General features: G+C 68.6%; 18 protein-coding genes and 2 pseudogenes. 12 read left to right on the forward strand and 8 right to left on the reverse strand.

The window, feature by feature from the left end; genetic code table 11:
- Positions 1–223 precede the first annotated feature (223 nt).
- The 4 genes and pseudogenes from N4G66_RS07450 to N4G66_RS07465 all read left to right on the forward strand — a co-directional run.
- Entirely contained in the window at positions 224–823 is a 600-nt protein-coding gene (locus tag N4G66_RS07450; protein WP_261703163.1) for an N-acetylmuramoyl-L-alanine amidase, read from the forward strand.
- Positions 824–957: 134 nt separating this feature from the next.
- Positions 958–2,259 (forward strand): helix-turn-helix domain-containing protein, encoded by a 1,302-nt coding sequence (locus N4G66_RS07455; protein ID WP_261703164.1) that lies wholly within the window; start codon positions 958–960, stop codon positions 2,257–2,259.
- Positions 2,260–2,467: 208 nt separating this feature from the next.
- Positions 2,468–3,991, forward strand: coding sequence for an acetaldehyde dehydrogenase ExaC (exaC, locus tag N4G66_RS07460; RefSeq protein WP_261703165.1), 1,524 nt, complete (start codon positions 2,468–2,470; stop codon positions 3,989–3,991).
- Between the two features lie 350 nt (positions 3,992–4,341).
- Positions 4,342–4,484: pseudogene (locus tag N4G66_RS07465) on the forward strand (IS256 family transposase); the annotation flags it as partial.
- 55 nt (positions 4,485–4,539) lie between these two features.
- On the opposite strand, the gene N4G66_RS07470 reads toward N4G66_RS07465, so the two are convergent.
- Positions 4,540–6,426, reverse strand: coding sequence for a tetratricopeptide repeat protein (locus N4G66_RS07470; protein ID WP_261703166.1), 1,887 nt, complete (start codon positions 6,424–6,426; stop codon positions 4,540–4,542).
- Between the two features lie 1,364 nt (positions 6,427–7,790).
- Entirely contained in the window at positions 7,791–8,186 is a 396-nt protein-coding gene (locus N4G66_RS07475) for a hypothetical protein (protein ID WP_261703167.1), read from the reverse strand.
- Positions 8,187–8,879: 693 nt separating this feature from the next.
- Between N4G66_RS07475 and N4G66_RS07480 the strand changes: the two genes are divergently transcribed.
- Entirely contained in the window at positions 8,880–9,362 is a 483-nt protein-coding gene (locus N4G66_RS07480; RefSeq protein ID WP_261703168.1) for a helicase associated domain-containing protein, read from the forward strand.
- Positions 9,363–9,421: 59 nt separating this feature from the next.
- Here N4G66_RS07480 and N4G66_RS07485 read toward each other — a convergent pair whose 3' ends face one another.
- Together N4G66_RS07485 and N4G66_RS07490 are read right to left on the reverse strand one after the other, a co-directional pair.
- Positions 9,422–9,643 carry a DUF7489 domain-containing protein gene (locus N4G66_RS07485; RefSeq protein ID WP_261703169.1) on the reverse strand — a complete coding sequence of 74 codons (222 nt, stop codon included), beginning with the start codon at positions 9,641–9,643 and terminating at the stop codon, positions 9,422–9,424.
- A 9-nt stretch (positions 9,644–9,652) separates the two neighbouring features.
- Positions 9,653–10,108, reverse strand: a complete 456-nt coding sequence (locus N4G66_RS07490; protein ID WP_261703170.1) for a hypothetical protein — start codon at positions 10,106–10,108, stop codon at positions 9,653–9,655.
- A 299-nt stretch (positions 10,109–10,407) separates the two neighbouring features.
- On the opposite strand from N4G66_RS07490, the pseudogene N4G66_RS45850 reads away from it, so the two are divergent.
- Positions 10,408–10,548 (forward strand): annotated as a pseudogene (locus N4G66_RS45850) (metallophosphoesterase); the annotation flags it as partial.
- A gap of 337 nt (positions 10,549–10,885) precedes the next feature.
- On the opposite strand, the gene N4G66_RS07500 reads toward N4G66_RS45850, so the two are convergent.
- The 4 genes from N4G66_RS07500 to N4G66_RS07515 all read right to left on the reverse strand — a co-directional run bounded on the left by N4G66_RS07500 (position 10,886) and on the right by N4G66_RS07515 (position 13,864).
- Positions 10,886–11,512, reverse strand: coding sequence for a DUF2461 domain-containing protein (locus N4G66_RS07500; RefSeq protein ID WP_261703171.1), 627 nt, complete (start codon positions 11,510–11,512; stop codon positions 10,886–10,888).
- 332 nt (positions 11,513–11,844) lie between these two features.
- Complete coding sequence (locus N4G66_RS07505) at positions 11,845–12,456, reverse strand: flavin reductase family protein (RefSeq protein ID WP_261703172.1); 612 nt, start codon at positions 12,454–12,456, stop codon at positions 11,845–11,847.
- A gap of 278 nt (positions 12,457–12,734) precedes the next feature.
- On the reverse strand, positions 12,735–12,962 hold the full coding sequence (locus N4G66_RS07510) for an acyl-CoA carboxylase epsilon subunit (protein ID WP_261703173.1): 228 nt from the start codon (positions 12,960–12,962) through the stop codon (positions 12,735–12,737).
- A gap of 146 nt (positions 12,963–13,108) precedes the next feature.
- Entirely contained in the window at positions 13,109–13,864 is a 756-nt protein-coding gene (locus N4G66_RS07515) for a hypothetical protein (protein WP_261703174.1), read from the reverse strand.
- A 348-nt stretch (positions 13,865–14,212) separates the two neighbouring features.
- On the opposite strand from N4G66_RS07515, the gene N4G66_RS07520 reads away from it, so the two are divergent.
- Genes N4G66_RS07520 through N4G66_RS07545 form a run of 6 tightly spaced genes read left to right on the forward strand, consistent with a single transcriptional unit; the run spans position 14,213 to position 25,382 of the window.
- A complete protein-coding gene (locus tag N4G66_RS07520) occupies positions 14,213–20,044 on the forward strand; it encodes an amino acid adenylation domain-containing protein (RefSeq protein WP_261703175.1) in 5,832 nt (1,943 codons plus the stop codon).
- The gene (locus tag N4G66_RS07525; RefSeq protein ID WP_261703176.1) at positions 20,041–20,274 is read left to right on the forward strand and encodes an MbtH family protein; all 234 of its coding nucleotides are present in this window, start codon (positions 20,041–20,043) and stop codon (positions 20,272–20,274) included. Before N4G66_RS07520 ends, N4G66_RS07525 begins: the two co-directional genes overlap by 4 nt.
- Positions 20,271–21,530: an MFS transporter gene (locus N4G66_RS07530; RefSeq protein WP_261703177.1), complete on the forward strand. Its 1,260-nt coding sequence runs from the start codon at positions 20,271–20,273 to the stop codon at positions 21,528–21,530. Before N4G66_RS07525 ends, N4G66_RS07530 begins: the two co-directional genes overlap by 4 nt.
- Complete coding sequence (locus tag N4G66_RS07535; protein ID WP_261703178.1) at positions 21,527–22,321, forward strand: thioesterase II family protein; 795 nt, start codon at positions 21,527–21,529, stop codon at positions 22,319–22,321. Before N4G66_RS07530 ends, N4G66_RS07535 begins: the two co-directional genes overlap by 4 nt.
- Positions 22,318–24,102: a non-ribosomal peptide synthetase gene (locus N4G66_RS07540; protein WP_261703179.1), complete on the forward strand. Its 1,785-nt coding sequence runs from the start codon at positions 22,318–22,320 to the stop codon at positions 24,100–24,102. The genes N4G66_RS07535 and N4G66_RS07540 overlap by 4 nt, the downstream gene beginning before the upstream one ends.
- Positions 24,099–25,382 carry a cytochrome P450 gene (locus N4G66_RS07545; protein ID WP_261703180.1) on the forward strand — a complete coding sequence of 428 codons (1,284 nt, stop codon included), beginning with the start codon at positions 24,099–24,101 and terminating at the stop codon, positions 25,380–25,382. The genes N4G66_RS07540 and N4G66_RS07545 overlap by 4 nt, the downstream gene beginning before the upstream one ends.
- The last annotated feature ends 12 nt before the right edge of the window (positions 25,383–25,394 follow it).

Below are 25,394 nucleotides of genomic sequence, written 5' to 3' on the forward strand. Positions count from 1 at the left end.
CTCCGGTTCCCGGCCCCGCCCGGTTCCCGACTCCGGGCCCCCTCACAGCTTCTGGCTCGGGGGGCCCGGCTCCAGGGATCCAAGCCCCACGGTCCGGGGCTCCGGACCCAGAGTCCGCGCTCCCGGCTCCCAACTCGTTCGCCCAACCTGCAACCTTCAGGCCTCAGCCCACCGACGTAGAGCTCAAGCCCCCAACCCCCCACCGACGAAAGGCCAACTCTCCATGGAGCGAGCACGGTCGTTCCCGAGCCGGCGGCAGCTGCTCAAGGGCGCAGCCCTCGCGGCCCTCCCGTACGCGTTACTCCCCGATGCCAAGGCGACGGCGCAGTCGGCGGCCGTCGACTATCCGGGCGCCGAGTGGACTCCGGCGACCAGCTCCAACTACACGGCGTCCGATCGCCCCTACAGCTACGAACTCGACTATGTGATCATCCACGTCACACAAGCGACGTACACCACGACTCTGTCCATCTTCCAGAATCCGCAGAAGAAGGTGTCCGCCCACTACCTCGTACGCTCGGCCGACGGCCAAGTCGCCCAGTGCGTGAGAGAGCGCGACGTCGCCTGGCACGCGGGCAACTGGGACTACAACACCAGAAGTATCGGAATCGAGCACGAGGGCTGGGTGGACCAGCCGGCCTACTTCACCAACGCCCTCTACGAGGAGTCGGCCAAGCTCACCGCCACGATCTGCGACCAGTACGGGATCCCCAAGGACCGCGCCCACATCCTCGGTCACTACGAGGTGCCGGGCACCGATCACACCGATCCAGGGCCGAACTGGGACTGGACGCGCTACATCAGGCTCGTCAACTTCGCCTGACCAGGGGCGGCCTCGCGGTGGCCCGAGCGGACACGCCGCGAGGCACCGGCCGGAAGGGGAGCGTCACACGGGTTGTCGGGGCCCGCACCGGGAGTGACGATGGACCCAGCCGCATCGCCTTCCGGGAGGCCGAGTTGACCGATCCTTGGGTGGCCCTGGAACCGGGGACCGATCCCGCCGAGCGGGTTCGGCTGCTGCGCCGCGCGTACCAGTCGTTCACCGAGGCCGGGACGGTGCCGCGGCCGGTGCGTGCCGTGGTGGCGGAGTCGTGGCGGCGTTCGGCACGGGCGGGCGTCGTTCCGGAGGGCACCGCGAGGGTCGAACTCATGGACGGGGAACTCGGCTCCTACCGGGCGGAGCATCCGCTCGCGCGGGTGATGCCGCTGTTCCGGGAGCTCATGGGAACGTTCGCGGCGGACGGCGAGCATCTCCTGGCGGTCTGCGACGCGCAGTGCAGGCTCCTGTGGGTCGAGGGACATCCGGGGACGCGGCGGCAGGCCGGACGGATGAACTTCGTGCCGGGCGCGCGGTGGTCGGAGACGGCGGTCGGTACGAACGCGCCGGGCACGGCGGTCGCCGTCGACCGTCCGGTGCAGGTGTTCGCGGCCGAACACTTCATCCGGCGTGTGCAGCCCTGGACCTGTGCGGCGGCCCCCGTGCACGATCCGCGCACCGGGCGGGTACTCGGCGCGGTCGACATCACGGGCGGGGACGGGCTGGCCCATCCGCACAGCCTCGGCTTCGTACAGGCGGTGGCACGGGCCGCCGAGGCCCATCTGGCGCTGCTCGCACCGCCGCAGGCCATGGCCGGCGCCCTCCAACTGACCGCGCTGGGACGCGACGAGGCTCAACTCGTCGCGGACGGCAGGAAGATCAGGCTCAGCCGCAGGCACAGCGAGATCCTGGTCCTGCTGGCGCGGCATCCGGAAGGCCTGACGGGCGACGAGTTGCAGTGCGCGCTGTACGAGGACGAGTCGGTGACGCCGGTGACCTTGCGGGCCGAGTTGGCGCGGTTGCGCAGAATCCTCGGTCCGGGCCTGCTCGGATCGCGGCCCTACCGGCTCACCCGGCCGGTCGAGTCCGATGTGGCGGTGGTGGAGCGGCGGCTCGGCAGCGGCGCGGTGACGGCGGCCGCGGCGGTGTACGCCGGTCCGCTGCTGCCGGGTTCGACGGCGCCGTCGGTGGTGCGGCTGCGGCGAAGGCTCGCCGACGGGCTGCGGACGGCGATCATCGCCCGGCGGGACCCCGACCTGTTGGCCGACTGGGCCCGTGCGCCGTGGGGCGAGGACGATCTCGACGTCTGGCGGGCGCTGTCCGCGCTGCGCCCGGCGGCGGCCGTGCACGCGCGCCTGGCGGAGCTGGAGTCCGAGCAGGCCGCACCGGCCGGATGGGCGCACTCCGCACGCGTCGGCCGTATGCGACCGTCACCGCGCTGAACGGAACGGGCACGGCACCACCCTGTGGAACGGGCACGGTTCCACCTCCGGATCGGGCACGGCTCCACGTGCGGAGGGGACGTGGCCCCATCTGCGGGGCGGGGCCGAAGACTTCGGAGCCGCGCAACGTCGATGCAACGTCCGGGTTCCTAGCCTCGCGGCGAGAGCTGCCCAACGGCGGGCAGCACTTCTCCGGGAGGCAACCAGCATGACCCGTTACGCGGCGCCCGGCAGTGAAGGCGCGATCATCTCCTACCAGGCGCGTTACGACCACTTCATCGGAGGGGAGTACGTCGCGCCGGCTCGCGGACAGTACTTCGAGAACCCGAGCCCGTTGAACGGACAGCCGTTCACGGAGGTCGCGCGAGGCACCGCCGAGGACGTGGAACGCGCACTGGACGCGGCACACGCGGCGGCACCCGCCTGGGGGCGTACCTCGGTGACCGCGCGCGCCGACATCCTGCTCAAGATCGCCGACAGGATGGAGGCGAACCTGGAGAAACTGGCGGTCGCCGAGAGCTGGGAGAACGGCAAGCCGGTACGCGAGACCCTGGCGGCCGACATCCCGCTCGCGATCGACCACTTCCGCTACTTCGCGGGGGCGATCCGCGCCCAGGAGGGTTCGCTCGGCGAGGTCGACGACGACACCGTCGCGTACCACTTCCACGAACCGCTCGGCGTGGTCGCGCAGATCATCCCGTGGAACTTCCCCATTCTGATGGCGGTGTGGAAGCTCGCTCCGGCGCTGGCAGCGGGCAACGCGGTAGTGATCAAACCGGCCGAGCAGACGCCGGCGTCCATCCACTACTGGATGAGCCTGATCTCGGATCTGATCCCGCCGGGTGTGGTGAACATCGTCAACGGCTTCGGTGTGGAGGCGGGCAAGCCCCTGGCGTCGAGCCCGCGGGTAGCGAAGGTCGCGTTCACGGGCGAGACCACCACGGGGCGGCTGATCATGCAGTACGCCTCCGAGAACATCAAGCCGGTCACCCTGGAGCTCGGCGGCAAGTCCCCGAACATCTTCTTCGACGACGTGTGGGCGCAGAACGACGACTTCCGCGACAAGGCGCTCGAAGGCTTCACGATGTTCGCGCTCAACCAGGGCGAGGTCTGCACCTGCCCCTCGCGCGCCCTCGTCCAGCGCGGCCACTACCGCGAGTTCATGGAGGCGGCGGTCGCCCGCACCGAGCTCATCAAGCCCGGCAACCCGCTCGACACCGACACGATGATCGGCGCCCAGGCGTCCAACGACCAGTTGGAGAAGATCCTCTCCTATCTGGACATCGGTCGGCAGGAGGGCGCCAAGGTGCTCACCGGCGGTGAACGCATCGAGCACGACGGGGAGTTGAAGGGTGGATACTACGTCCAGCCGACGATCTTCGAGGGCGACAACCGGATGCGGATCTTCCAGGAGGAGATCTTCGGCCCGGTCGTCTCGGTGACGTCGTTCGACGACTTCGACGACGCCATCAAGATCGCGAACGACACGCTGTACGGGCTCGGGGCCGGCGTGTGGACGCGGGACATCAACACCGCATACCGGGCGGGCCGTTCCATCCAGGCCGGCCGGGTATGGACCAACTGTTACCACGCATATCCGGCACATGCCGCATTCGGGGGCTACAAGCAGTCCGGCATCGGCCGCGAGAACCACAAGATGATGCTGGAGCACTACCAGCAGACGAAGAATCTGCTGGTGAGCTACTCGCCGAAGAAGCTGGGCTTCTTCTAGGCCCTGAAGTCGGGTGCCTGAAGCCAACGTTGCACCTCAGGCACCCGACCGCCAAGGCCGCTTTCCACAACGAGACAGGGACGGTCTGACACCGCTCGGCCGCAGGCGGCAAGGATCCCGGACCGGCCACGGACCAGATTCGATCTCCCGGTCACCCAAGATCGACGCAGGGACGAGATCATGCAGGCCGACGGCACGTACGTCGCCACCGGCTCGACCTTGACGTGCAGAGCGGGCGCCGCCCCGAACAGCGGCGCCAGAGCCTCGTCTGCCCCCATGGGCGACCACCTGGCTCTCGTCGCCGTTCCAACCTGCGCTCCAGAGTCTCCATCGAACCCGGAACGGTTCACGCCGCGCTGAAGTGCATCTACGTGGCTCTGATGAGCCTGGACCCGACAGGGAAGGGCCGCAAGCGGTGGACCATGCGCTGGAAAGCACCCTCAACGCGTTCCGAATAGCCTTCGAAGGCCGCCTGGCCCCGAGCAACAACTGACACTCGACAACCAAGATCAGCCGTTTGCCGTTTCAAGCACCTTCTATTGCGCAACTCACGTGCGGCTGACTTCTATGGTGGCCAAAGCCTCCCGTACTACCGCCGTTCTCGGGTGGGTCGGACCGAGGATGCGCGTCTGCACGTCGAGAAGACTCCGGAGTTCTGCAATCGCCTCTTCGGCCCTGCCTTGGCCGATTAGCGTCTCGCCGAGCGCGAGTCGGGCGTCTCCTACGAGATGGTGCTCGGGCCCTAGCACTCGGTTCTCGACCTCGATGACCGCCCGCAGTTCTGCCTCTGCCTCCCTGTGACGTCCCTGCGCGCACACCGCCCGTGCAAGTTCGTAGCGGGCGTCGAGTACGTTCACGTGCTCTTCTCCCAACACCCGTAGTTCCGCCTCCAGCACGTCGCGTAACTCATCCTCTGCCTCCTGCACCCGGCCGAGTTCTGTCACGACCGAGGCGCGGTTGGCACGGGCTTGCAGCGTGTACGGGTGATGGGAGCCAAAGACACGCAGGCGGGTCTCGACGAGTTCGCTGTACATCTGCTCCGCCTCTGCGAAACGCTCCTGATAAGCGAGTTGCAGGCCCAGGTTGTTGTAGGTCATCAGGGTGTAGGGATGTTCAGGACCAAGCACCCGGGTCCGAGTGCGCAGTAGGTCGCGGTAGCCGGCCTCGGCTTCTGCATAACGTCCTCGCTCTCCGACAGCCCGCAGCAGCCAGTGACGCGTGGCCAGAGTCTCCGGATGCTCTGGCCCCAGCACCCTGAGTTGGTCACGCAACACATCGCGGCAGGCGCTCTCGGCCTCGGTCAGACGCCCCTGTTCCACAAGTAGATGTGCCGATTCATGGCGTGTAGCCAGCGTGGCGGGATGATCCGGACCCAAGGTGTTGAGTTGAGCCGTCAGAATGCCGCTCAACTGTGATTCCGCTTCAGCATGGCGTCCTTGGTACAAGGCGGCGAGGGCTCGTTGATATCGGAGACAGAGCACCGCCTCGTGATCCGGGCCGAGAGATTCCGCTTGACGCAGAGCGTCGCATGTCAGCGCTTCCGGGGCCGACCACGCCCCACTCCACCTCAACGCCGAGCAGCTGCTCACAACAGCCCATGCGATCGCGGCAAGACCCCTGTCGTCCAGTGCAGCCGGGGGAAGGCACAGCAGGGAACGCACATGGGGCAACAGCCGCAGCCAGATGGGCCAGTCCTCGGGGTCGTCCGGTCGTAGTCGACCGGTGGCAACTCGCAGTGCGCGGGCGGCTGCTGTCGTGACGTGAACGTCCAAGTGCTGCCGGCTGGCGGCCGCTACCATCGGGTGAACGACCACGCTGGCGACTTCGTTGGGATCAGGCGTTGCCCCCAACTCAAGTAGCCCCACGGAGAGCAAGGCCTCCAGTCCGCTTCGGACCGACGTATCTGCCATGCCGAGGCCGTCCCCCAGTACCTGCAGGTCCAGCAGCGCGGAGGTGATATCCGCAGATGAGGCAAAGCAGGAGAGGATCCTCAGCAGCGGTCGGGCCTGGGCTCTGTCCTGTGCTGCCAAGGCGTCGAGGGACAGCTCCCATGTATGCGTCACGCCCGATCGGGGACCACTCGCCTGACCCATGAGCAGGGGGAATCGATCGTCAAGTGCCTCCAGATAGGAGGTGAAGGTGCGTTCCAAGGCGAAGGGAGATCCCAGATACACCCCTGCTTGGTGAATGCCCAGTGGGAGGCCGCCGAGGCGTTGGGCAAGTGCTTGCGCCTCAGCCGGAGCACCAGCGCACGGAGCGAGATCCTGAAGGACCCGGGCGCCGGCTGCAGCGTCCAGGCAGGGAACTGGCACCACGGCACCGTGGCGGCCCCACTCTCTTCGATCCTTGACCCGGCTGGTCACAACAATCAGGCCGGTCAGCGTCGCGCGGAGCCAGCCGCTGCCGTCTCGCGCAGGGGCGTCACCGAGCGTCAAGGTGGCAGTATCGTCGGCATTGTCGAGGACGAGTAGCCATCCTCGCTCCGCCTCCAGGCGCTCCCACAGAACATCGGCTGGGTTGCGAACTCCAGCTCGTGCCTCTTCCACTTGTGCAGGCGGTGCGCCCAAGGTGAGAGCCAGGCCGAGGAGGGAACCCAACAGTGACCTCTACTCCGTGGCAGACACCCACCACACTTTGCGCCCTTGGCGTTTTGCGCGCTCTGCCAGCGCCAGAGCCAGCGTTGTCTTTCCTGCGCCTCCCATACCAGCCAGCACCTGAAAGCGGCCGTCCGGCGCGGAGAGTCGACTGCTCAACAGCTCCAGCACGTCATCTCGGCCGTGGATCTGCCCCAGCCGTCCAGTGGGAGGATGAAGAGTTCGCGCGATTGGCACCGCGCTGGGGGCCGATGGTGGGGAGGCATCAGGAGCTCCCAGGGGTGGTTCTCGCCTCGTGCGGTCTTCTGGGATCGGACCTGGGCCAGTAGCCGGTGCAGGATTGGATGGCTGTCGGCCCTGGACGAGCGCCACCACAACGCTTATCACGCCCGCGAAGGTTCCCACCACGGTGAGTGCTGTCACCAGGTCCACACAGTAACTGTAGGGGGATGGCAGGCACCGCAGCGAGGATGCCGGATCCTGATCGGAACTCACGCCCGGATAGCTGTTGTCCTTTCGATCTTGCGCGGTGCCGGTCCAACGCGGCTCCCGGTTGGATGATCCGCGGTGAGGAAGGGCCTCCTACAGCAGTCCGCGGGTATCAAAGATCGACAGGCAGGACGAGAACTTCGAGCCGCGCCAGGACGCGTCTTCAAAAGATCTTGAGTGGTGGATCATGGTCGGGTGATACGTCACCATGAACTGTCCGATGCCGAGTGGGAGTTCGTCGGACCGCTGCTGCCGGTGTCGCCACCGCACCGACGGCAGCACGGCGCGGAGGCCCCGCCGACGCGCAACGCGAGCGAGCGCGCCCCGGTCCCCGGCTGCGTCCGCGCCGCCCATCCCGCCCTCCCACTCCTCAACTCCAGCCAGGGACATGGGCAAAAGCAGCCACAACGGGGATGTCGGCACCCCGACCATGCTTGTACGCCCGTGGTGACCTGGGCGAACTCCAGGGCGCTGCGAGGGGCCGCGCAACATCTACCGCAACCCCCGACGCAACACCTGCCGCAACCCGACGCGGTCCCGTGCTCCTGGGCAGCCGAGGGCACCCGGGCGTTCTTCAAGCGGCCCGCGCTGCCCGAACCCTTCGCACTGGCGCTGCGAGCCGCCGAGAACAGCCTCGGCCCGCATCACATCCCCAACCCGGGTGTCCTGCCCGGCTGACAGGCCGGCACGCGGAAAGCGAACGCCCCGACGCCTGATCAGGCACAGGCGAAAGCCTCCTCGGGGACATCGTCGAGGACGAATCCGTTGTCGAGCCGGACGCGGACCGTGACGCGAAGCATCTGCCGCTGGTAGGCGACCCACTGCTCTTCCAAGGCCCCCACCTGCTCCTCAAGTTGCTTTCTGCTCGCCGACGGCATCTGGTGGCCGAAGTCGCCGAGGAGCGACTTGAGGCGCAGGTACTCACGGACCTCGTGGCTCTGCTGCCGGTCATGCTCGTCCACACGCTCGACAGTGCCCTCGATGCCTGCCGCCAGGGCCACAGAGCCGGCGAAGGCACCCGTCTCCTCCGCCGGCTCCCCGGCCGGGGTCACCGACCCGGCCAACCGGAGATCCGCCGCCAGCCGCACCCGTTGGCCCACGTTCAGCGTCATCGATCCTTCGTCCTCCTCGTCGGTCACCAGCGATCCGGTACACAGGGCGCCGCCAGGCGTACCGGAGAGAACAGGATCATCCCACCCCCACCCCCACCTCCGGTCCGACACGATCGAAGCCCTCGCCGACCCTCGCCTGCGCACCGCACGACGGGCGAACAGGAACCCGAAGACGGCCTGTCGGACGGTGGCGAGAACGACCTGGAGAACATCGAAGCTGAAGTGGAGCGGATGTCGGTGCGAGCGACGGAGGTGCTGCAGCTCAGCAAGGATCGTGACCCGGCCGCGCTGACGCAGTTCCTGCAGTTGCGTGCAATCGACCCTGAGGGCGCGTACTGGCGGCGGGGTATGGAGGCCGCTGCACGCCGACTGCGCGAGACGGGTAGCACCGAGCTACGGGTGCCGTTCACGTATGTCACCGGAGAACTGGGGGGCGCATCCGCCGGGGGGCTGGGTGGCGGATCAGCGCCGCTACCACGCCGACGGAACCCGGCCTCGAAGTCGCCCGCTCCTACGCCGCCGTCCACAGCCGCTTCCTCCCGCCGGCCACAGCGGATGTGGGAGGGAGCAGCGGTGGGGGTTCGCCAAGAACGCTCACACGGCCGCCAGGAAGACGGCGGAGAACGCCCAACAGCGTGCCCGCGAGGAAAAAAGCCAGACGTGTCCTATAGCGGTGAGCTGTCAGAGAGCCGTATGGCGGCTCTCGCGGAGATCGATCCGGGGTGGTGTCCGGCGTGGGAGATCGGGTGGCAGCGCAGCTACCGGCTCACCCTCGCCCACGTCCGCGCCGGAGGCCTGTTGCCCACGCAGGCGGGCGAGGTGGTCGTGCAGGGCGAAGACCTCGGGGCATGGATTGCCGGGCAGCGCGCGGGCCGGGACAAGCTGATGGCCGCGCAGCAGTACCTGCTCGAGACGATCGGTGTCGAGCCCGTGGCGGAGGGCGAGGCGATGGTGCCGGCCAAGCGGTCGCAGGATGAGCGGTGGGCCGTCAACCTCGCTGCCGCCCGGCAGTTCCACGCCCGCGAAGGTCATCTGCGGCCGGCCCGCAAGCACGCCGAGCTGGTCGATGGAGAAGAGATCAAGCTGGGCGCTTTTTTGGATAACGCCCGGCGAAGGGCCGGGAAGCTCGGTGAGCAGCGACGCGCGGCGCTGGATGAGTTGGGGATGCGCTGGTAGGCCTGTGGGTGCCGGCGAGGGGGCACTGCGAGGTGTTCTCCGTCCGGCGCCCTGGGAGGTTACGCCTTGACCGGGCTGCTACCCCGCTCCTTTGCGATGCGATCGCCGACCGCGATCGACTTCCACAGCCCACGGTCGATGCGCACCTTCATGAACTGGCCGTCCGCACGCCTCACCTTGACGAAGTGGTACATGTTCGCACCGTCGAGCATGCCCCGCGACTTGTCCTCGACAATGCCTTCCCAGGCATCGTCCGGTCCTGGTTTGTGAGATTTGAACATGCCGCAAGCCTACGGAGGTCGACAGGCGTGGTGCAGGGTCAAGAGGCACACATACTGCAGTACAGGTGTCGCACAAGCAGCCCTACAAATGTCCTGAGCAGCGCAACGACGACAGTCCTCAGGAACTGAACCGGCAGCCACGACACGCAAGCCATGGCCAACGACTTCCTCGGTGCAGTTGTCGACCTCGATGAACAGCAGCGGTACATCGTCCGGGGCGATCACAACGACGTCGGCGCGGGCGCTGCCGATAGCGGGGTTCTTCCAGGTGCCCTTCACCGCGAGCGCGACCTCGGTGGCGTAGGAGGTGAGGGCACCGATCTCCTTGGGTGCGTCGACGGCGGCCTGGGCGACGGCCTGGGCTTCGGCACGCTGCATTGTGAGCAGGGCGAGGTCGGGCTTGGGACGGATCATCGCGATGACCGTCTCGTTCACCGTCATCGCGTGGGGGCGCCCGAGCGGCACCGCCCATCTCCTCCGGCGCCCGGCCCACGTCGATCGCCGCAGCGGCCAGACCGGCCGCGGTGAGCAGACGGACCTCCTCACCGCCCCGGGACCGACCGCCGTCGACAACCAGGCCGTGACGCCGCAGATCGTTCGCCGCGCCACGGTGGGAGGCGGTGCGCGCTTCCTTCCGCGCCGACGCCGTCTCCTTCAACGTGTGCCGGAAGGTCAGGTGCGGCGAGGACAACCGCTGGATCTGGTCCGCGATCGCGACGTTCAAAACCCCAAGGACGCACAGCACGTCGCTGCGCAGACCGTCCGACGATCCCGCCTCGTCCGCCCTGCGCTCGCCTGGCATCAGCCGCGGCACCGGCTTCTGGGGGCCGCCGTTCCGCGTCTTCGCCCCCAGCCAGATCACCCTGCTCGTGCCCCGCTCCCCGCACCTGTCCACCTCGCCGTAGCCGTGGACGGGCCGGCACATCCGCCTGGAGCCGTCCACGAGTTGCGGGTACGGCGTCGGCAGACTCCCGGCCGAGCCCGGCTTGCACGCTGACTCCCTGTCGTAACGCGCCATGGACCAGATCATGCAGGCCTGCAGCACGTACGGCGCCGCGGGCTCGACCCTGACGTGCAGAGCGGGCGCCGCCCCGAACAGCGGCACCAGAGCCTCGCCTGCCCCATGGCCAACCGACTCCTCCCCCGGTACGCGCAGGCGTCGCTACGCCTACGCCCTCCGAGGAGCGCAGCCCTTGGAGCACACACCCTGGGCGTGAATCCCTGAGCCCGCAAGGAGACAGATCAAACCTTCACGTGCCGGGCCAGCCAGGACATCATGTCCCTGAGCTCCCCGATCGCTTCGAGGACGACGTCCACCGCCTCCGGGGTGTGCAGCCAGGCATCGCATCCCAGCGGTCGAGCGGCGATCAACGAGCGGTGCAGCAGGAGTTCGGCGCGGGGATGATCAGCTGGGTAGTCCCGGGGAACTCTCTTCATGAGATCCCCGGTGACCCCGTAGTTCCGGTCTCTCAAATCCTCGACAATGGCGACAAGTCTTCGACCACTGTCTTCCGCGGCTACCGCCTGCCGGAACATTTTGATCTGCTCGGGAACGGGGTACCACCAGGCCCCTTGGATCCGCAGGCCGTCGAGATCGAAGCGGAGGCCTATTTCGACATGGCGCGCAAGCCGGATCACCGCACTCTGGTGTTGCCACCACCAAGAATTTGTGCGGTAGTGCCAGACGGAGAAGTCCTCGTATTCCAGGTTGGTATCCGCGACTTCGTTCAGCAGCGCGATCATCGGCTGCCGTACCAGCCGCTCGCGATCCTTTCGGCACTCCTCACGCAGAGACTGCGAAGGCTCGCCCTGCAACCGCATCAGGACGTCGAACGCCCCCTCGGACCATCCCGCGAAACGTCCGCACATGCGGGTACCCTAGCCCGCCCCATCCGGTCGCCCTTCACCGTGGGAGGCGCAGGGCGACCGGATGGGGCGGCAGGTGAGTTTCGCCATCGTGGACGAGTAATCCCAGAAATGATAAGAGGCAACGCGCCGAGGACTGCCTATTCACCCTGATCCGACTCGTCCGTTGCGCAGGCTCGTCGAACAGGACCGAGACGAACATCCGGGCAAGCGGCGCAGGTCGGCCTGCGTGCCCGACGCGCAGAGCGCCAAGACTCCACCAGCGTCCTGGTCTCCAGCCAGGGCATCGGCATCGGGGAGAAGACCGTCGGCCGGCTACCGCCCCGGCTTCGCTCTCAGCGGGTCGTGCCGGACCAGTCCGCGTATCGGACGCGCTCGATCTCACGCACCGCGCCCAACGTTCCCCACTCGTCCTTGCCGAGCCGGGCCAACGGCCGCAGTCGGTCGATCTCGGGATGTCCGTTGACGAGCACCTTCTGGTCGACGGCAGCGTGGACCACGCGGCCGAAGACGACGGTGGAGTCACCCAGCCGCACGGTGCTGTGCAACTTGCACTCCAGTACGGCCGGTGAACCGGCGACGCGGGGCGGCCTGACCCGAAGACTCGGCTCGCGCTCGATGCCGAGGACATCGAACTCACTGACCCCCCGCGGAAAATCCGTGCTCGTGGCGTTGATCGCCTCGAAGTGCTCCTCGCCGGCGAAGTTCACGACGAACTCACCGGTCTCCTCGACGTTGCGGAGCGTGTCCTTGCGCTGAACCGAACTGAACTGCACGATCGGTGGCTCCACACACGCGATGGTGAAGAACGAGTGGGGCGCCAGGTTGTCCACACCATCAGCCCCGATCGTCGATACCCACGCGATCGGCCGGGGCACCACCAGAGCTGTGAGAAGCCCGTAGAAGGCCCGAGACGTCAACTGATCCGGGTCGAAAGCATTTCGCATCCCACCATTGTCGGTTGCCCGACCTGTCGATCCGTACGAAGGGGCCGCGCCCGCTGAGTGAGTTCGCTGCTGAGCCCCCACGGCTAAGGGCTGTCCCGTAATCCCCGGCGGGCGCACGACGACAGCTACGGCACTCCCCCAAGCTCTTCGAGCAGGGGGGACCCCCACGCCGCGTTGTCGGATCGCCCGAATACGCCCAGTATGAGGACGACCCTCCGCCTTGCGATGCACCGCATCTGACGCCGCGCGCTGATCCACCGGGGATTACGGGACAGCCCTTAGCGCCAACTGACAGGGTTGCGGTAGCTGGTGACGCACTCGAGGCGGCGCCAGCGGGCCTGGGGGTGGCCGTCGCCATGCGCGGAGCGCGGCTGCGCGGAGCGCGGCTGCGCGGAGCGCGGCTGCGCGGAGCGCTGGGCCGCTGCCACGCGGGCCAGCAGGACGGCGGTGAGCGCGGCGAGTTCGTCGTCGGCCGGCTCGCCTTTGACGATCTGGACTGTCGGCATGGTGCCGTGGCGGGGCCCCACTACGAGGCCCCGATCCACGCGACCTGGCGGCGCAACGCTCAGCACGCCCCCGGACTGCTGCCCTTCCTGGACGCCGCGCGAACGCTCCTGGGCCCGTGCCCCGCGACGGGCCGGCCCCAAGAAGATCACCCGATATACGACATACCGAATGCATCACGCCCCGGACTCGTGGGCCGTTGAGTCCGGTTGAGGTGGAGCGGCGCCGTTCGCGGGCGGCTGATCGGCGCTGCCATGTCGACCGGCAGGAGGTACGGCGATCCCCCCGCCACCCGCTTCCCTGCCGCCCGCGTGGCCCTGAAGCACTTCAGGGCCGCCCGGACCGGAGCAGGCAGGGGAAACCGCCGCTCACCGGCGAGGGGCTTCGTACCCTTCTCCACCACGGTCGTGTTCCCCATAAAGGTTCGGGTGTCGGCGACGGCCGAGGTCGCCTCGCTCGGGTCAACGTCGGCCCTGCGCATGCCGCAGACCTCCGCCGGCCGCAGGCCCGACAGCGACAGCAGAAAAGGTGCGTACAGGCGGTCGCCCTTCACCATGCGTGCGAAGGCATGGACCTCCGCACGTTCCAGGGCCGCACCAGCGCCTTCGTCTGACGCTCCGCCTTGCGCGCTTCCGAGGGATCGCGCCCCTCCAGCCACGTTCGCGGCGAGCAGGCGACGCGCGACTGCCCGGTTGGACAACTCCTTCAGCCGCGCAAGGGACATCACCCCGACGGTCGCGCCGCGAAGCCCCGGCACGACCCGCAAAAGGTGGAGGTCCGGGTCACGCCGACCACCTTCACCACGGACCGGTCGCTTCGCCGCGACGTTCGAGGAGTCCTCCCGCTGGCCGGAAATGAACGCGTCGAGCCGGACCGGCCGAAGACTCCGACGCAATTTCTTCACAAACGGTTTCTATGCGCCGCCTTCCGCGACTCGGCGATAATCTCCGCCGCACCGCACGCCGTCATGACATGCGAGGTTTTACCCGAATCAGCACACCGGATGCCCCCGGCATATACAACATCACCGCCGGAGGGGCAATTGAATTTTGATTCCAGCAGCCATCGCCGTCATGAATCAAGCCACGTAAATAGCTAGTGATCTGGGCCACACCGCCTTGCTCCGGCCAACTCCCGCTGGATAGCTTGATCACGACTCAGGGGGATGCGCTTACGTCGAGCTGCCGGGAACGGGAACCCTTTCGAACCGCGGCAGAATCATTCGTGGCCAAGTTACGGGGAAATAGAAATAATGTTAGGCGATTCTGCCGTGAATTCTACGCACAATACACTTCTCGATGCCTTCGCATCATCCGTCGAGCGCTTTCCTCAACGCCTCGCCGTGAAATTCAGAGAACAGACCCTCACCTATGAGGATCTCGACCGCCGCTCTGACGAGTTAGCAGCGGCCATTCAGGCCCACGCTTCCCTCTCCGACCAGCCGATCGCCATTCTGCTCGAGCGATCCCCGGAGATGGTGATCGCGGCACTCGCAGTTCTCAAAACCGGTTCCTGCTACGTCCCATTGGACCCGGAGTCCCCGAGCGCGAGGCTCGATGTGATCCTCGAGGATGCGGCACCCGCGCTCATCCTGACCTCGAACGTCCTGGTCAGCACAGCGCCGGCCGGACATACGGTCCTGTCCGTGGACGACGACCGGAACGACGCTCTGAAGCCTTTCCAGCCGCCCGTGGTCGCTCCGTCCGACCGCGCGTACATCATCTTCACCTCCGGAACAACTGGACGCCCCAAGGGCGTTCAGGTCACGCACGACAACGTTGTGCGGCTGTTCACCGCCGGCGACCCGCTCTTCGGTTTCGGGCCGGACGACGTCTGGTCCATGTTCCACTCCTTCGCCTTCGACTTCTCCGTGTGGGAAATATGGGGCGCTCTGCTGCACGGTGGAACTGTGGTGATCGTCCCGGGAGAAGTGGCAAAGGATCCGCAGAGATTCCGTGCGTTACTCCGTGACGAGCGGGTGACGATGCTGAGCCAGACACCCACGGCGTTCGCCCAGTTGATCGCCGAGGAATCACGGAACGAGGACAGACTTCCCCTCCGGTACGTGGTGTTCGGCGGAGAGGCCCTCAAATTCTCCGACCTGGCGCCCTGGTTCGAAAAGTACGGAGACTCCGCCCCCGAACTCGTCAACATGTACGGCATCACCGAAATCACGGTGCACGCCACTCACCGGCGGGTCACACAGGAGGATCTCGGCCGGGAAGGCAGCCTCATCGGCGTTCCCCTTCCCGATCTCGACATCCTTCTCCTGAACGAAGACCTCGGTCCCGTGCCTGACGGGGAGACCGGGGAGCTCGTGGTCACCGGCCCCGGCGTGGCCCTGGGATACCTCGCCCGGCCCGAGCTGACCGCGGAACGCTTCGTCGACGTCACCGCCCCGGACGGCCGCACGGTGCGCGGCTACCGTTCGGGCGACTTGGCGCGACGCCTGCCGGGTGGCGACCTGGAGTACCGCGGGCGGCGCGACGAGCAGGTCAAGATCCGGGGCTTCCGGATCGAACTCGGTGACATCGAGACGGCGTTGACCTCGCTTCCGGCTGTCGGACAGGCGGCCGTCGCCGTCAAGGACGTGGACGGCGAGCGGGAACTCGTGGGCTACGTGGTCCCTGCGCGCGGCGACGCACACGGAGACGCACCGGACGAACCCATGCTGCGCAGCCGACTGTCCGAACTGCTGCCCGCCTACATGGTGCCCGTGGCGTTCGTGACGATGGACGAACTGCCGATGACGGTCAACGGCAAGCTGGACCGGGCGGCGCTGCCGAAGCCGGACCGGAGGCTGCCCGAGTCCAGCAACGGCCGCGGAAGCAGGCCGACGGACGGAGCGGCCCCGCGGTCGCTGCGTGAAGAGCTGCTCTGCGAGCTGTTCGCACAGGTCCTCAACCGCCCCTCGGTGAACTCCGACGACGACTTCTTCGCCCTGGGCGGCCACTCCCTGATGGCGATCCGCCTGGTCAACCGCATCCGCGCATCGGTCGGCCTCGAGGTCGCGGTCAAGGATCTCTTCGAAGCCCGAACCCCCGCGGCGCTCGCGGCCGCAGGTGCGACGGACTCCAGCCGCCCGGCGCTGCGACCGCGCCCGCGCGGCAGCCGGAGCCCTCTGTCGTACGCACAGCAGCGGCTGTGGTTCCTGCAGCAGGTCCACGCAGGCTCCCCCGCGTACCACATTCCGCACGCCCTGCACCTGACGGGCCGTGTGGACACGGAGGCCCTCGGCGCGGCCCTGCGGGATGTCGTCCTGCGGCACGAAGTGCTACGGACCGTCTACCCGGAACAGGACGGCACGCCGTACCAGCACATCCTTCCGCCCGACGAGCTCGGCACGCCGCTGTCCGTCTCGCACACCACCCCCGACCGCCTCGACACCCGGGTGACGAACGCGGCACGGGCCGCATTCGACCTGGCCGCCGATCTTCCCCTGCGCGCGGAACTGTTCGTGCAGGACGAGGAGAAGAGCGTGCTCCTCCTCGTCCTGCACCACATCGCGGGCGACGGCTGGTCGCTCGAGCCCCTGGTAGGTGACCTGGCGCGTGCCTACACGGCGCGGCTGAGCGGACGGGCGCCGGACTGGGAGCCGCTGCCCGTCCAGTACGCCGACTACGCGGGGTGGCAGCAGGAACTCCTGGGCGACGAGGACGCTCCGGCCGCGCGTCTCTCCCGGCAACTCGGCTTCTGGACCGAGGCGTTGCGGGACTCCCCGGAAGAGCTCGACCTGCCCTTCGACCGGCCCCGCCCCACTGCCGCGGACTTCTCGGGCGATCTGGTCGGCATCGACCTGGACGAGGATCTGCACCGTGCGATCTCGCAGCTGGCGCGGACGACGGGCACGACCGTCAACATGGTCCTGCAAGCCGCCGTGGCCGGGCTGCTCACCCGCCTGGGAGCCGGCACGGACCTGCCGATCGGAACCGCTGTGGCCGGCCGGACGGACGATGCCCTGAGCAACCTGGTCGGCTTCTTCGTCAACAGCCTGGTGCTGCGCGCGGACACCTCCGGTGACCCGAGCTTCGTCGAACTGCTGCAGCGCATACGTGCCGTGAGCCTGGCCGCCTTCGACAACGAGGACCTGCCGTTCGAGCGGCTGGTGGAAACCCTCAACCCGACCCGTTCCGCGGCGCGTCACCCGCTGTTCCAGGTCATGGTCGCCTCGCAGAACAGCATGCCCGACGACTTCGGTCTGCCGGGACTCTCGGTGGACGCCCGCCCCGTGTCCGGCGGCACGGCCAAGTTCGATCTGTCGTTCAAGTTCGACGAGCGCCGCGACCTCGAAGGGAACGTGCTCGGCATCGGTGGCGGCCTGGAGTTCAGCACCGCCCTCTTCGACCGCGCGACGGCCGAGGCGATGGTCGGCAGGCTGGTCACGCTGTTGCGGGCCGCGTGCGCGGAGCCCGGCAGCCGGCTCAGCCAGGCCGACCTCCTCTCCGGCGAGGAGCGACGGCTGCTCGCGGAGTGGAACGACACGGCACAAGCCCCGGCCGTACTGCCCGACACCGCGGCGATGGTCGAGCGGCAGGCCGGGCTGACCCCGGACGCGGTGGCCCTGGTCCAGCGGAACACCCGCTGGACGTACCGTGAACTCGACGAGCGGGCCAACCAGTTCGCCCACCGGCTCGGCGAACTCGGCGTCTCCGCCGAAAGCCGGGTCGCCCTGTGTCTCTCCCGCGGCCCGGAGGCCGTCGCGGCGATTCTCGGCATCTGGAAGGCTGGGGCCGCCTATGTGCCGCTGGATCCCGAACACCCCGCGGAACGCCGTTCCTTCATGTTCGCCGACAGCGGCGCCTCGGTCCTGCTGACGGAGACGGACCTGGCCGGCGATTTCGACCTGCCCGCAACCGCGCATGTGCTGCGCGTGGACAGCGACGAGCGGCTGCGTACGGCGGCGCCGGACCGGCCCGCGATCGTGGCCCGTGCATCCGGCCTCGCGTACATCATCTACACCTCCGGCTCCACCGGCACGCCGAAGAGCGTGATGATCGAGCACCGCGGTGTGGTGAGCAGGCTGCGCGACGTCGTCGACCGCTTCCGGCTCACCCCCGGGGACATCAGCCTGCAGATCACCGCGCTGGGTTTCGACCCGTCCGTGCGTGAGCTCTTCGCCCCGCTGTCCGTCGGCGCCACGGTCGCGCTGCTTCCGCCGGAAGGCGCGCGGGACCCGCGGACCGTCATCGGTGAAGTCCGTACCGCACGGCCCTCGGTCATCCTGTTCATCGTGCCGTCGCTCCTCGAAGCCGTACTCGCGGAGGGGGCGGATCCGGCCGTCTTCTCCTGCTTGCGGCTCGTCGCCACCGGCGGCGAGGCCCTGCGCGCACCCGAAGCCGAAGCGCTGCTCGAGTCCTGGGGCTGCGAGGTCATGAACCAGTACGGCCCCACGGAGAACACGATGATGTCGTGCGTCCATGCCGTACGCCCGGAGGACCTGCGGACCCGTATTCCCGTCGGGCGGCCCCTGTCGGGCACCCGGGTGTACGTGCTCGACGAGCATCTCAATCCGGTTCCGCCGGGAGTCACCGGCGAGGTCTACCTGGCGGGCGTCGGCGTCGGCCGCGGGTATCTGGGGCGCGCCGGGCTCACCTCGGCCCACTTCGTGGCCGATCCGTTCGGCCCACCGGGTGAGCGCATGTACCGCAGCGGCGACCTGGCGCGCCGGCTCCGGGACGGTTCACTCGACTTCATCGGCCGTGCCGACGGTCAGGTCAAGCTCCGCGGCTTCAGGATCGAACTCGGCGAGATCGAGGAAGTCCTGGCGGAGCATCCGGCGGTATCGCGCGCGGCCGTGATCGTGCGCGAGGACCAGCCGGGCGACCGCCGTCTCGCGGCCTACGTCGTACCGGCCGGTGACAGCCCCGTGCCCGGCCCGGGTGAGCTCAGGGACCACCTGAGCGGCCGACTGCCGGACTACATGGTTCCGGCCGCGTACGTGGAGATGGAGACGCTGCCGCTGCGCGGCAACGGAAAGCTGAACCGCTCTCTGCTGCCCCGGCCGTCCCTCACCGGCACTGTCGGCTCCCGGGCCCCCCGGCATCCGCGCGAGGAAGTGATGTGCGGCCTGTTCGCCGAAGTGCTCGGCGTGCCGCATGTGGGCATCGACGACGACTTCTTCCAGCTCGGCGGTCATTCGCTGCTCGCCGCCCGCCTCATCTCCCGTGTGCGCACGACGCTGGGGCTCGAACTCTCCATGCGCAGCTTCTTCGAGGCCCCCACCGTGGCCGGTCTCGCCGAACGTGCGGGCGTGGACAGCGGAGCGGACGCGCTGGAGGTCGTCCTGCCGCTGCGCACCGGAGGGGACCTGCCGCCGCTGTTCTGCATCCACCCCGGAGGCGGCCTGGCCTGGAGCTACTCGAGCTTCATGAAGTACGTCCCGCCGGGCATGCCCTTCTACGGCATCCAGGCCCGGGGACTGCTGCACCCGGACGACATGCCGGCCACCGTCGAGGAGATGGCAGCGGCCTATGTGGCCGAGATCCGCCGCATCCAGCCGGAGGGCCCGTACCACCTGCTCGGCTGGTCCTTCGGCGGCATCGTCGCCTTCGACATGGCGACCCGGCTCCAGGCGGACGGCGCGGAGATCGGCCTGCTGGCCATGCTGGACTGCTATCCGGGCGTGCCCGACCACTACCGCGTCGACGAACAGAACATGGTCGCCGCGCTGTTGGACCCCTCCCGGCCGGGGGTGGTGCCGCAGGCGGGATCCAAGGAGATCTCCGGCGTGCTCGAGCTCCTGAAGCAGGACACCGGTGCGCTGGCGAGTCTCGACGAGGACCAGCTGGTGGCGCTGCTCACCGCCATGTCCCACAACCGGCACATCGTCAAGGACCATGTGCCCGGCCGCTTCGACGGCGATCTGCTGTTCTTCCTGGCCACCGAGGGCCGCAACGAAGGCGCGCCGATGCCCGACGTCTGGGAGCAGTACGTCAGCGGCGCCGTGCGCTGGCACGCCGTCGATTCCACTCACACCGCAATGAACCAGCCCGGGTCGCTGGCGCAGATGGGGCCGGTCCTGGCCGCGGCGCTGGCCGATCTCCACGCTTCCGACCGCAGCCATACGCAGGGGGACGCACGATGACCAATCCTTTCGACCACCCGGAGGGCCGGTTCCAGGTCCTGCTCAACGGTCAGGGCCAGCACTCGCTCTGGCCCGTGTTCGCCGAGGTACCGGCCGGCTGGACCGTGGTGCACCCGGCCGGCTCGCGGGATGCCTGCCTGGCCTACGTCGAGACCCACTGGACCGACCTGCGGCCGACGGCTCCGGCCCTGGCCTCCTCCCCTGCCAGTGAAGGGACCCGCAGCGCATGACGGGCGATTTCGCGATCCTCAAGGATCGCTCGGTACTGGCACTCTTCAGCGCCCGGTCCGTCTCACTCCTCGGTAACGCCATCACACCGATCGCCCTCGCTTTCACGGTGCTGCACCTGCCCGGGGGATCTCCCTCGATGCTGGGCGTGGTGCTGGCGGCGAGGCTGCTCAGCCAGGTCATGTTCGTCCTGCTGGGCGGTGCGTTCGCGGATCGGTGGCCCAAACTCCGCGTCATGATCTCCGCCGACATCGGCGCGGGACTCACCCAGGGCGTCGCGGCCACCCTGGTCATCACGGGGCACGCGACACCGTGGATTCTCGCCGGGTTCGCCGCGCTCAGCGGTGCGGCGACGGCCATCTTCGAGCCGGCGTCACGTTCGGCCATGCCCCAGCTGGTGTCCAACGACGCCCTGCAGTCCGCCAACGCCCTGCTGAAGCTGTCCATGCGCGGCGGCAGCATCCTCGGCGCCGCGCTGGGCGGTGTGCTGGTCTCCACCATGGGCGCGGACAAGACCATGCTCGTGCCCGCCGGGACCTTCCTGCTGTCGGCGCTGCTGCTGCTCGCCGTGAGGATCACCAATGCGGTGGTGCCCGCCAAGGGCCCGGCGCTGATCCAGCAGATCCGGGACGGCTGGAAGGAGTTCACGGCGAAGCAGTGGGTGTGGGTGATGGTCTCCCAGCTCGCCTTCGTGAACGTGCTGCTGGCCGGCAGCTTCTACGTCCTCGGTCCGGTGGTGGCCGACAAGTCCCTCGGCGGAGCCTCCGCATGGAGCACGGTCCTGGTCGCGCAGGCGGCGGGGTTCGTCGTCGGCAGCGGGGTCGCCATGAAGATCAGGCCGCGTCGCCCCGCGCAGGCGGCAGCCCTGCTGACCATGGGATTCCCCCTCTCGGTCCTGCTGATGGCGGCTGAGGCACCGCTCGCCGCCATCGCCGTGGCCACGTTCCTCGCCGGCGTGTGCATCGACGTCTACGAGGTGACCCTGGACACGGCACTGCAGAAGCACGTGCCGCCGGAGGCTCTTTCGCGCGTCATGTCCTACGAGTCGCTCGGATCCTTCGCTCTGGTCCCCCTCGGCATGGCGGGCGCGGGCCCCATGGCGGACCTGGTGGGGGTCGACACGGCCCTCTTCGGCGCCGCCGCACTGATCATGCTGGCGGGACCGGCCGTGCTCCTGCTCCGTTCCGTACGCAGCGTGACCGAGAAGACGGAGTCCGACCGGACGGCCGGCACCGCGGCCTCGGAGGTGGCGGCATGACTGCTCCCGCCCCCGCCAAGTTCACCCGGTCGCTGCTGCGACGCCCCTCGCAGGAGGCGGCGGCCCGTATCTTCTGCTTCCCGTACTCGGGCGTCGGCGCCTCGATGTTCAACCAGTGGCCCCGCATGATCGGCGACGTGGAGGTCTGCCCCGTTCAGCTGCCGTCGCGGGAGAACCGTATCCGCGACGACCACTTCGGGACGTACGAGGAGCTGGCCGAGGTTCTGGCCGAGGACCTGGCTCCTTATCTCGACCGGCCGTCGGTGTTCTTCGGGCACTGCGCCGGATCGCTGCCCGCGTTCGAAACGGCTCTGCGACTGGCCGCCCAAGGTCTGCCCACACCGGTCGAGGTCGTCGTATCGGCTCAGGTCGCGCCCCACGAGTGCCCCAACGACCGGTTCCTCCACATGACGGACGCGGAACTGTCGGAGGAGCTGAGCCGGCTCGTGGTCGCCCGGGGCGGTGCGCCGCATCCGATGCTGATCGAGCTGACCCTGAGCGTGCTGCACCGGGATCTCGAAGCCAACCGCGCCTATCACCGGCCGCAGGCGGTAACCGTCCCGTCGGGCATCACCGTTCTGCACTGGAGCGAGGACCCGGAGATCGAGCCGTCCCAGATGCACGGCTGGAGCACGTACTCGGAGCGCGTCACGTTCACCGAACTGCCCGGTGCCCACTACGCGTTCCTGTCCGCGCCTCCCGAACTGCTGCGGACGCTGCACTCGCTGGCCCTCCCCGAGGGTCAGCCGCCGGCACCGACGGCCGCAGCCCACGAAGGGAATCCGTCATGACCTGCACGATCGATGCCCTCTTCGCCCGCAGGGCAGCCGCATACCCCGACCGCATCGCCGTGCACGGTGACGACGGCCGACTGACCTACGCCGAACTCGACGCGCAGGCCGGCCGGTTGGCCCACCTGCTGGCCGAGTCCGGAGTGCGCCCCGGCGACGTCGTGGCGGTGTGCGCCGGCCGTTCCGCCCAGAGCATCGTCATGCTGCTCGCCGTCCTCAAAGCAGGGGCCGCCTACCTCGGGCTGGACTCCAAGCAGCCCGCGGCGCGACGTGACCTCATCCTGCGGGACGCCTCCGTAAGGGTGGTGCTCGCGGACAAGAGCTCCGCGACCGGCCTCGGTGGCGAGGACCGCACGGTCATCGTGCCCGGCGAGGAACAGGACGCGGCACGTGAACGCCCGCCCGCCCGGCCGACCCTGGGCTCCGGCTCCGACTCCGACTCCGACCGCACCGCGTACGTCGCGTACACCTCAGGGTCGACCGGTGTGCCAAAGGGTGTGTGCATACCCCACCGCGCCGTGCTGCGGCTCGTCGTCGGCGCCGACTTCATCAGCATGGACAGCACCGACACGTTCCTGCACTTCGCGCCCGTCGCATTCGATGCCTCGACGCTGGAGATCTGGGGCGCGCTGCTCAACGGCGGCACCCTCGCCGTCGCCCCCTCCGGTGACCTCTCCCTGACCGAACTGCTGCGCTTCGTACGCGATGAGCGGATCAGCGTCATGTGGCTCACCGCCGGCCTGTTCCACCGGGCCGTGGACCAGGGCCTGACGGACCTGCCCCACCTGCGTCATCTGCTCGCGGGCGGTGACGCCCTGTCGGTCGCGCACGTCAACCGTGCCGTGGCCGCGCTCCCCCACACCGCGGTGACCAACGGCTACGGGCCGACGGAGAACACCACCTTCACCACGACCCACACCATGCGGGAGCCGGTGGACAGCGCGACCGTACCCATCGGCCGGCCCGTCTCGGGCACGGGCGTCCTGGTACTCGACGACCGTCTCCGGCCCGTCCCTGACGGAGAGCCGGGCGAGCTCTACGCCACCGGAGAAGGTCTGGCCCACGGCTACCTCGACAGGCCCGGCATCACCGCGGAGCGCTTCGTCGCCAACCCCTACGCCGACGTCCCCGGCCGGCGCATGTACCGCACGGGCGACCTGGTGCGCCGACAGGCCGACGGAAGCCTGGAGTTCATCGGCCGCGGCGACGGCCAGGTGAAGATCCGCGGCTTCCGTATCGAGACCGGTGAGGTGGTCGCCGCGCTGACCAGCCTTCCCGGAGTGAGCCGGGCCGAGGTCGTCGCACAGCGCCGGCAGTCGGGCGACCGGCGTCTGATCGCCTACGTCGTGGGCGCCGAGGGCGCCAAGCCCTCCGCTCTGGAGATACGCAGGCGGCTCACCGAGATCCTGCCCGACTACGCCGTGCCCTCCCTGGTGCGTACGGTGGACGAACTGCCCCTCACCGCGAACGGCAAGGTGGACAGGGCGGCCCTCGAGCGCAGGGACACGGCTGAACGACCGGAGGTCAACGCCGACCACCGGGCTCCCGAGGGACATCTGGAGACCGCGGTCGCCGGCATGTGGTCGGACCATCTCGGATTCGACGGGATCGGCGCCGACGACGACTTCTTCGAGCTGGGCGGTCATTCACTGATGGCCGTGGCCATCATCGCCGAACTGCACCGGGAGTTCGGGGTCGAGATCTCGCCGATCGACTTCTACCTCGATCCCTCCCCTGCGGGTCTGGCCCGGTCCGTCGAGAAGGCGGGGGTCACGCCATGAGAATCCCGGAAGTCACCGAGACCGGCATGGCGGCCGTCGACCTGTCCCAGGTGAACCTTTTCGACGCGGACTTCCACGCCGTCCAGGATCCGCACACGGTCTGGGCGGTCATGCGCGAGCGCGCCCCGCTCCACCGCCAGGAGCTGCCGGACGGTCGTTCCTTCTGGTCGGTGACCCGGTACCACGACGCGTGCCGCGTGCTGGGCAACCACCGGGAGTTCACCTCCGAGCGCGGCAGTCTGCTGAACCAGCTCGGCCACGCCGAGGCGGCCTCCGGCAAGATGCTGGTCGCCACCGACCCTCCCCGCCACGGTGAACTCCGGCGGCCGCTGAACAAGCTGTTCACCGGCCGTGGACTGGTAAGGAGCGAGGACCGTATCCGGGAAGCGGTGCGGACCCTGCTCGCCCCGTCGCTCGACGGCGGCGAGTGGGATCTCGCGCAGCGAGCCACCATGCTGCCCATGGCCGTGGCCGGGACGCTGATGGACCTGCCGGAGCCGGACTGGGACGACCTGGTGCAGTGGACAGGCATGGCCGCCGCGCCGGACGACCCGGTCTTCATGATCCGCAACGCGCACGCCACCCTCGCCATCGCCCACCATCAGCTCTTCAAGTACTTCTCCGAGCAGTACGAGGCCCGCAAGGGTGCCGAGGGCGACGACGCGATCGGTGTGCTGATGACGATGCGCGACGGCGAACTCACCCCTGAGGAAGTCGTCGTCAACTGCTACAGCCTGCTGCTCGGGGCGAACGCGACCACCCCGCACACAGTGGCCGGTACGGTGCTGGCCCTGCTGGAACGACCCGAGCAGTTCCGGGCCGTCCGCGAGAACCCCGCCCTCGTCCCGGCGCTCGTCGAGGAGGGCCTGCGCTGGACCTCCCCGGCGAGCAGCTTCCTTCGCTACGCGGTGGAGGACGTCGAACTCAGCGGCGGCGTCGTGCCCCGCGGGGACGCGGTCGCCGTCTGGGTCGGCTCCGCCAACCGCGACGCGGACGTCTTCGCGGACCCGTACCGCTTCGATGTGACGCGGCAGGAGAACCGGCACATCGCGTTCGGGTACGGGGCGCACTACTGCCTGGGCGCCACGGTGGCACGCATCACCCTGCGCATCTTCTTCGAGGAAGTTCTCCGCTCCACCGAGGACATCACCCTGGCCGGCGAACCGCGCCACCTCGCATCGAACTTCGTCGCCGGTCTCACGAGCCTTCCCGTACGCGCCACACCGCGCCGCCCGGGGGCGGCCTTCGGCGGTCGGACGGAAACGGCACTGAGCGCATGAACGAGAGGACCA

The organism is Streptomyces rhizosphaerihabitans, assembly GCF_025399795.1.
Lineage (GTDB): Bacteria > Actinomycetota > Actinomycetes > Streptomycetales > Streptomycetaceae > Streptomyces > Streptomyces rhizosphaerihabitans.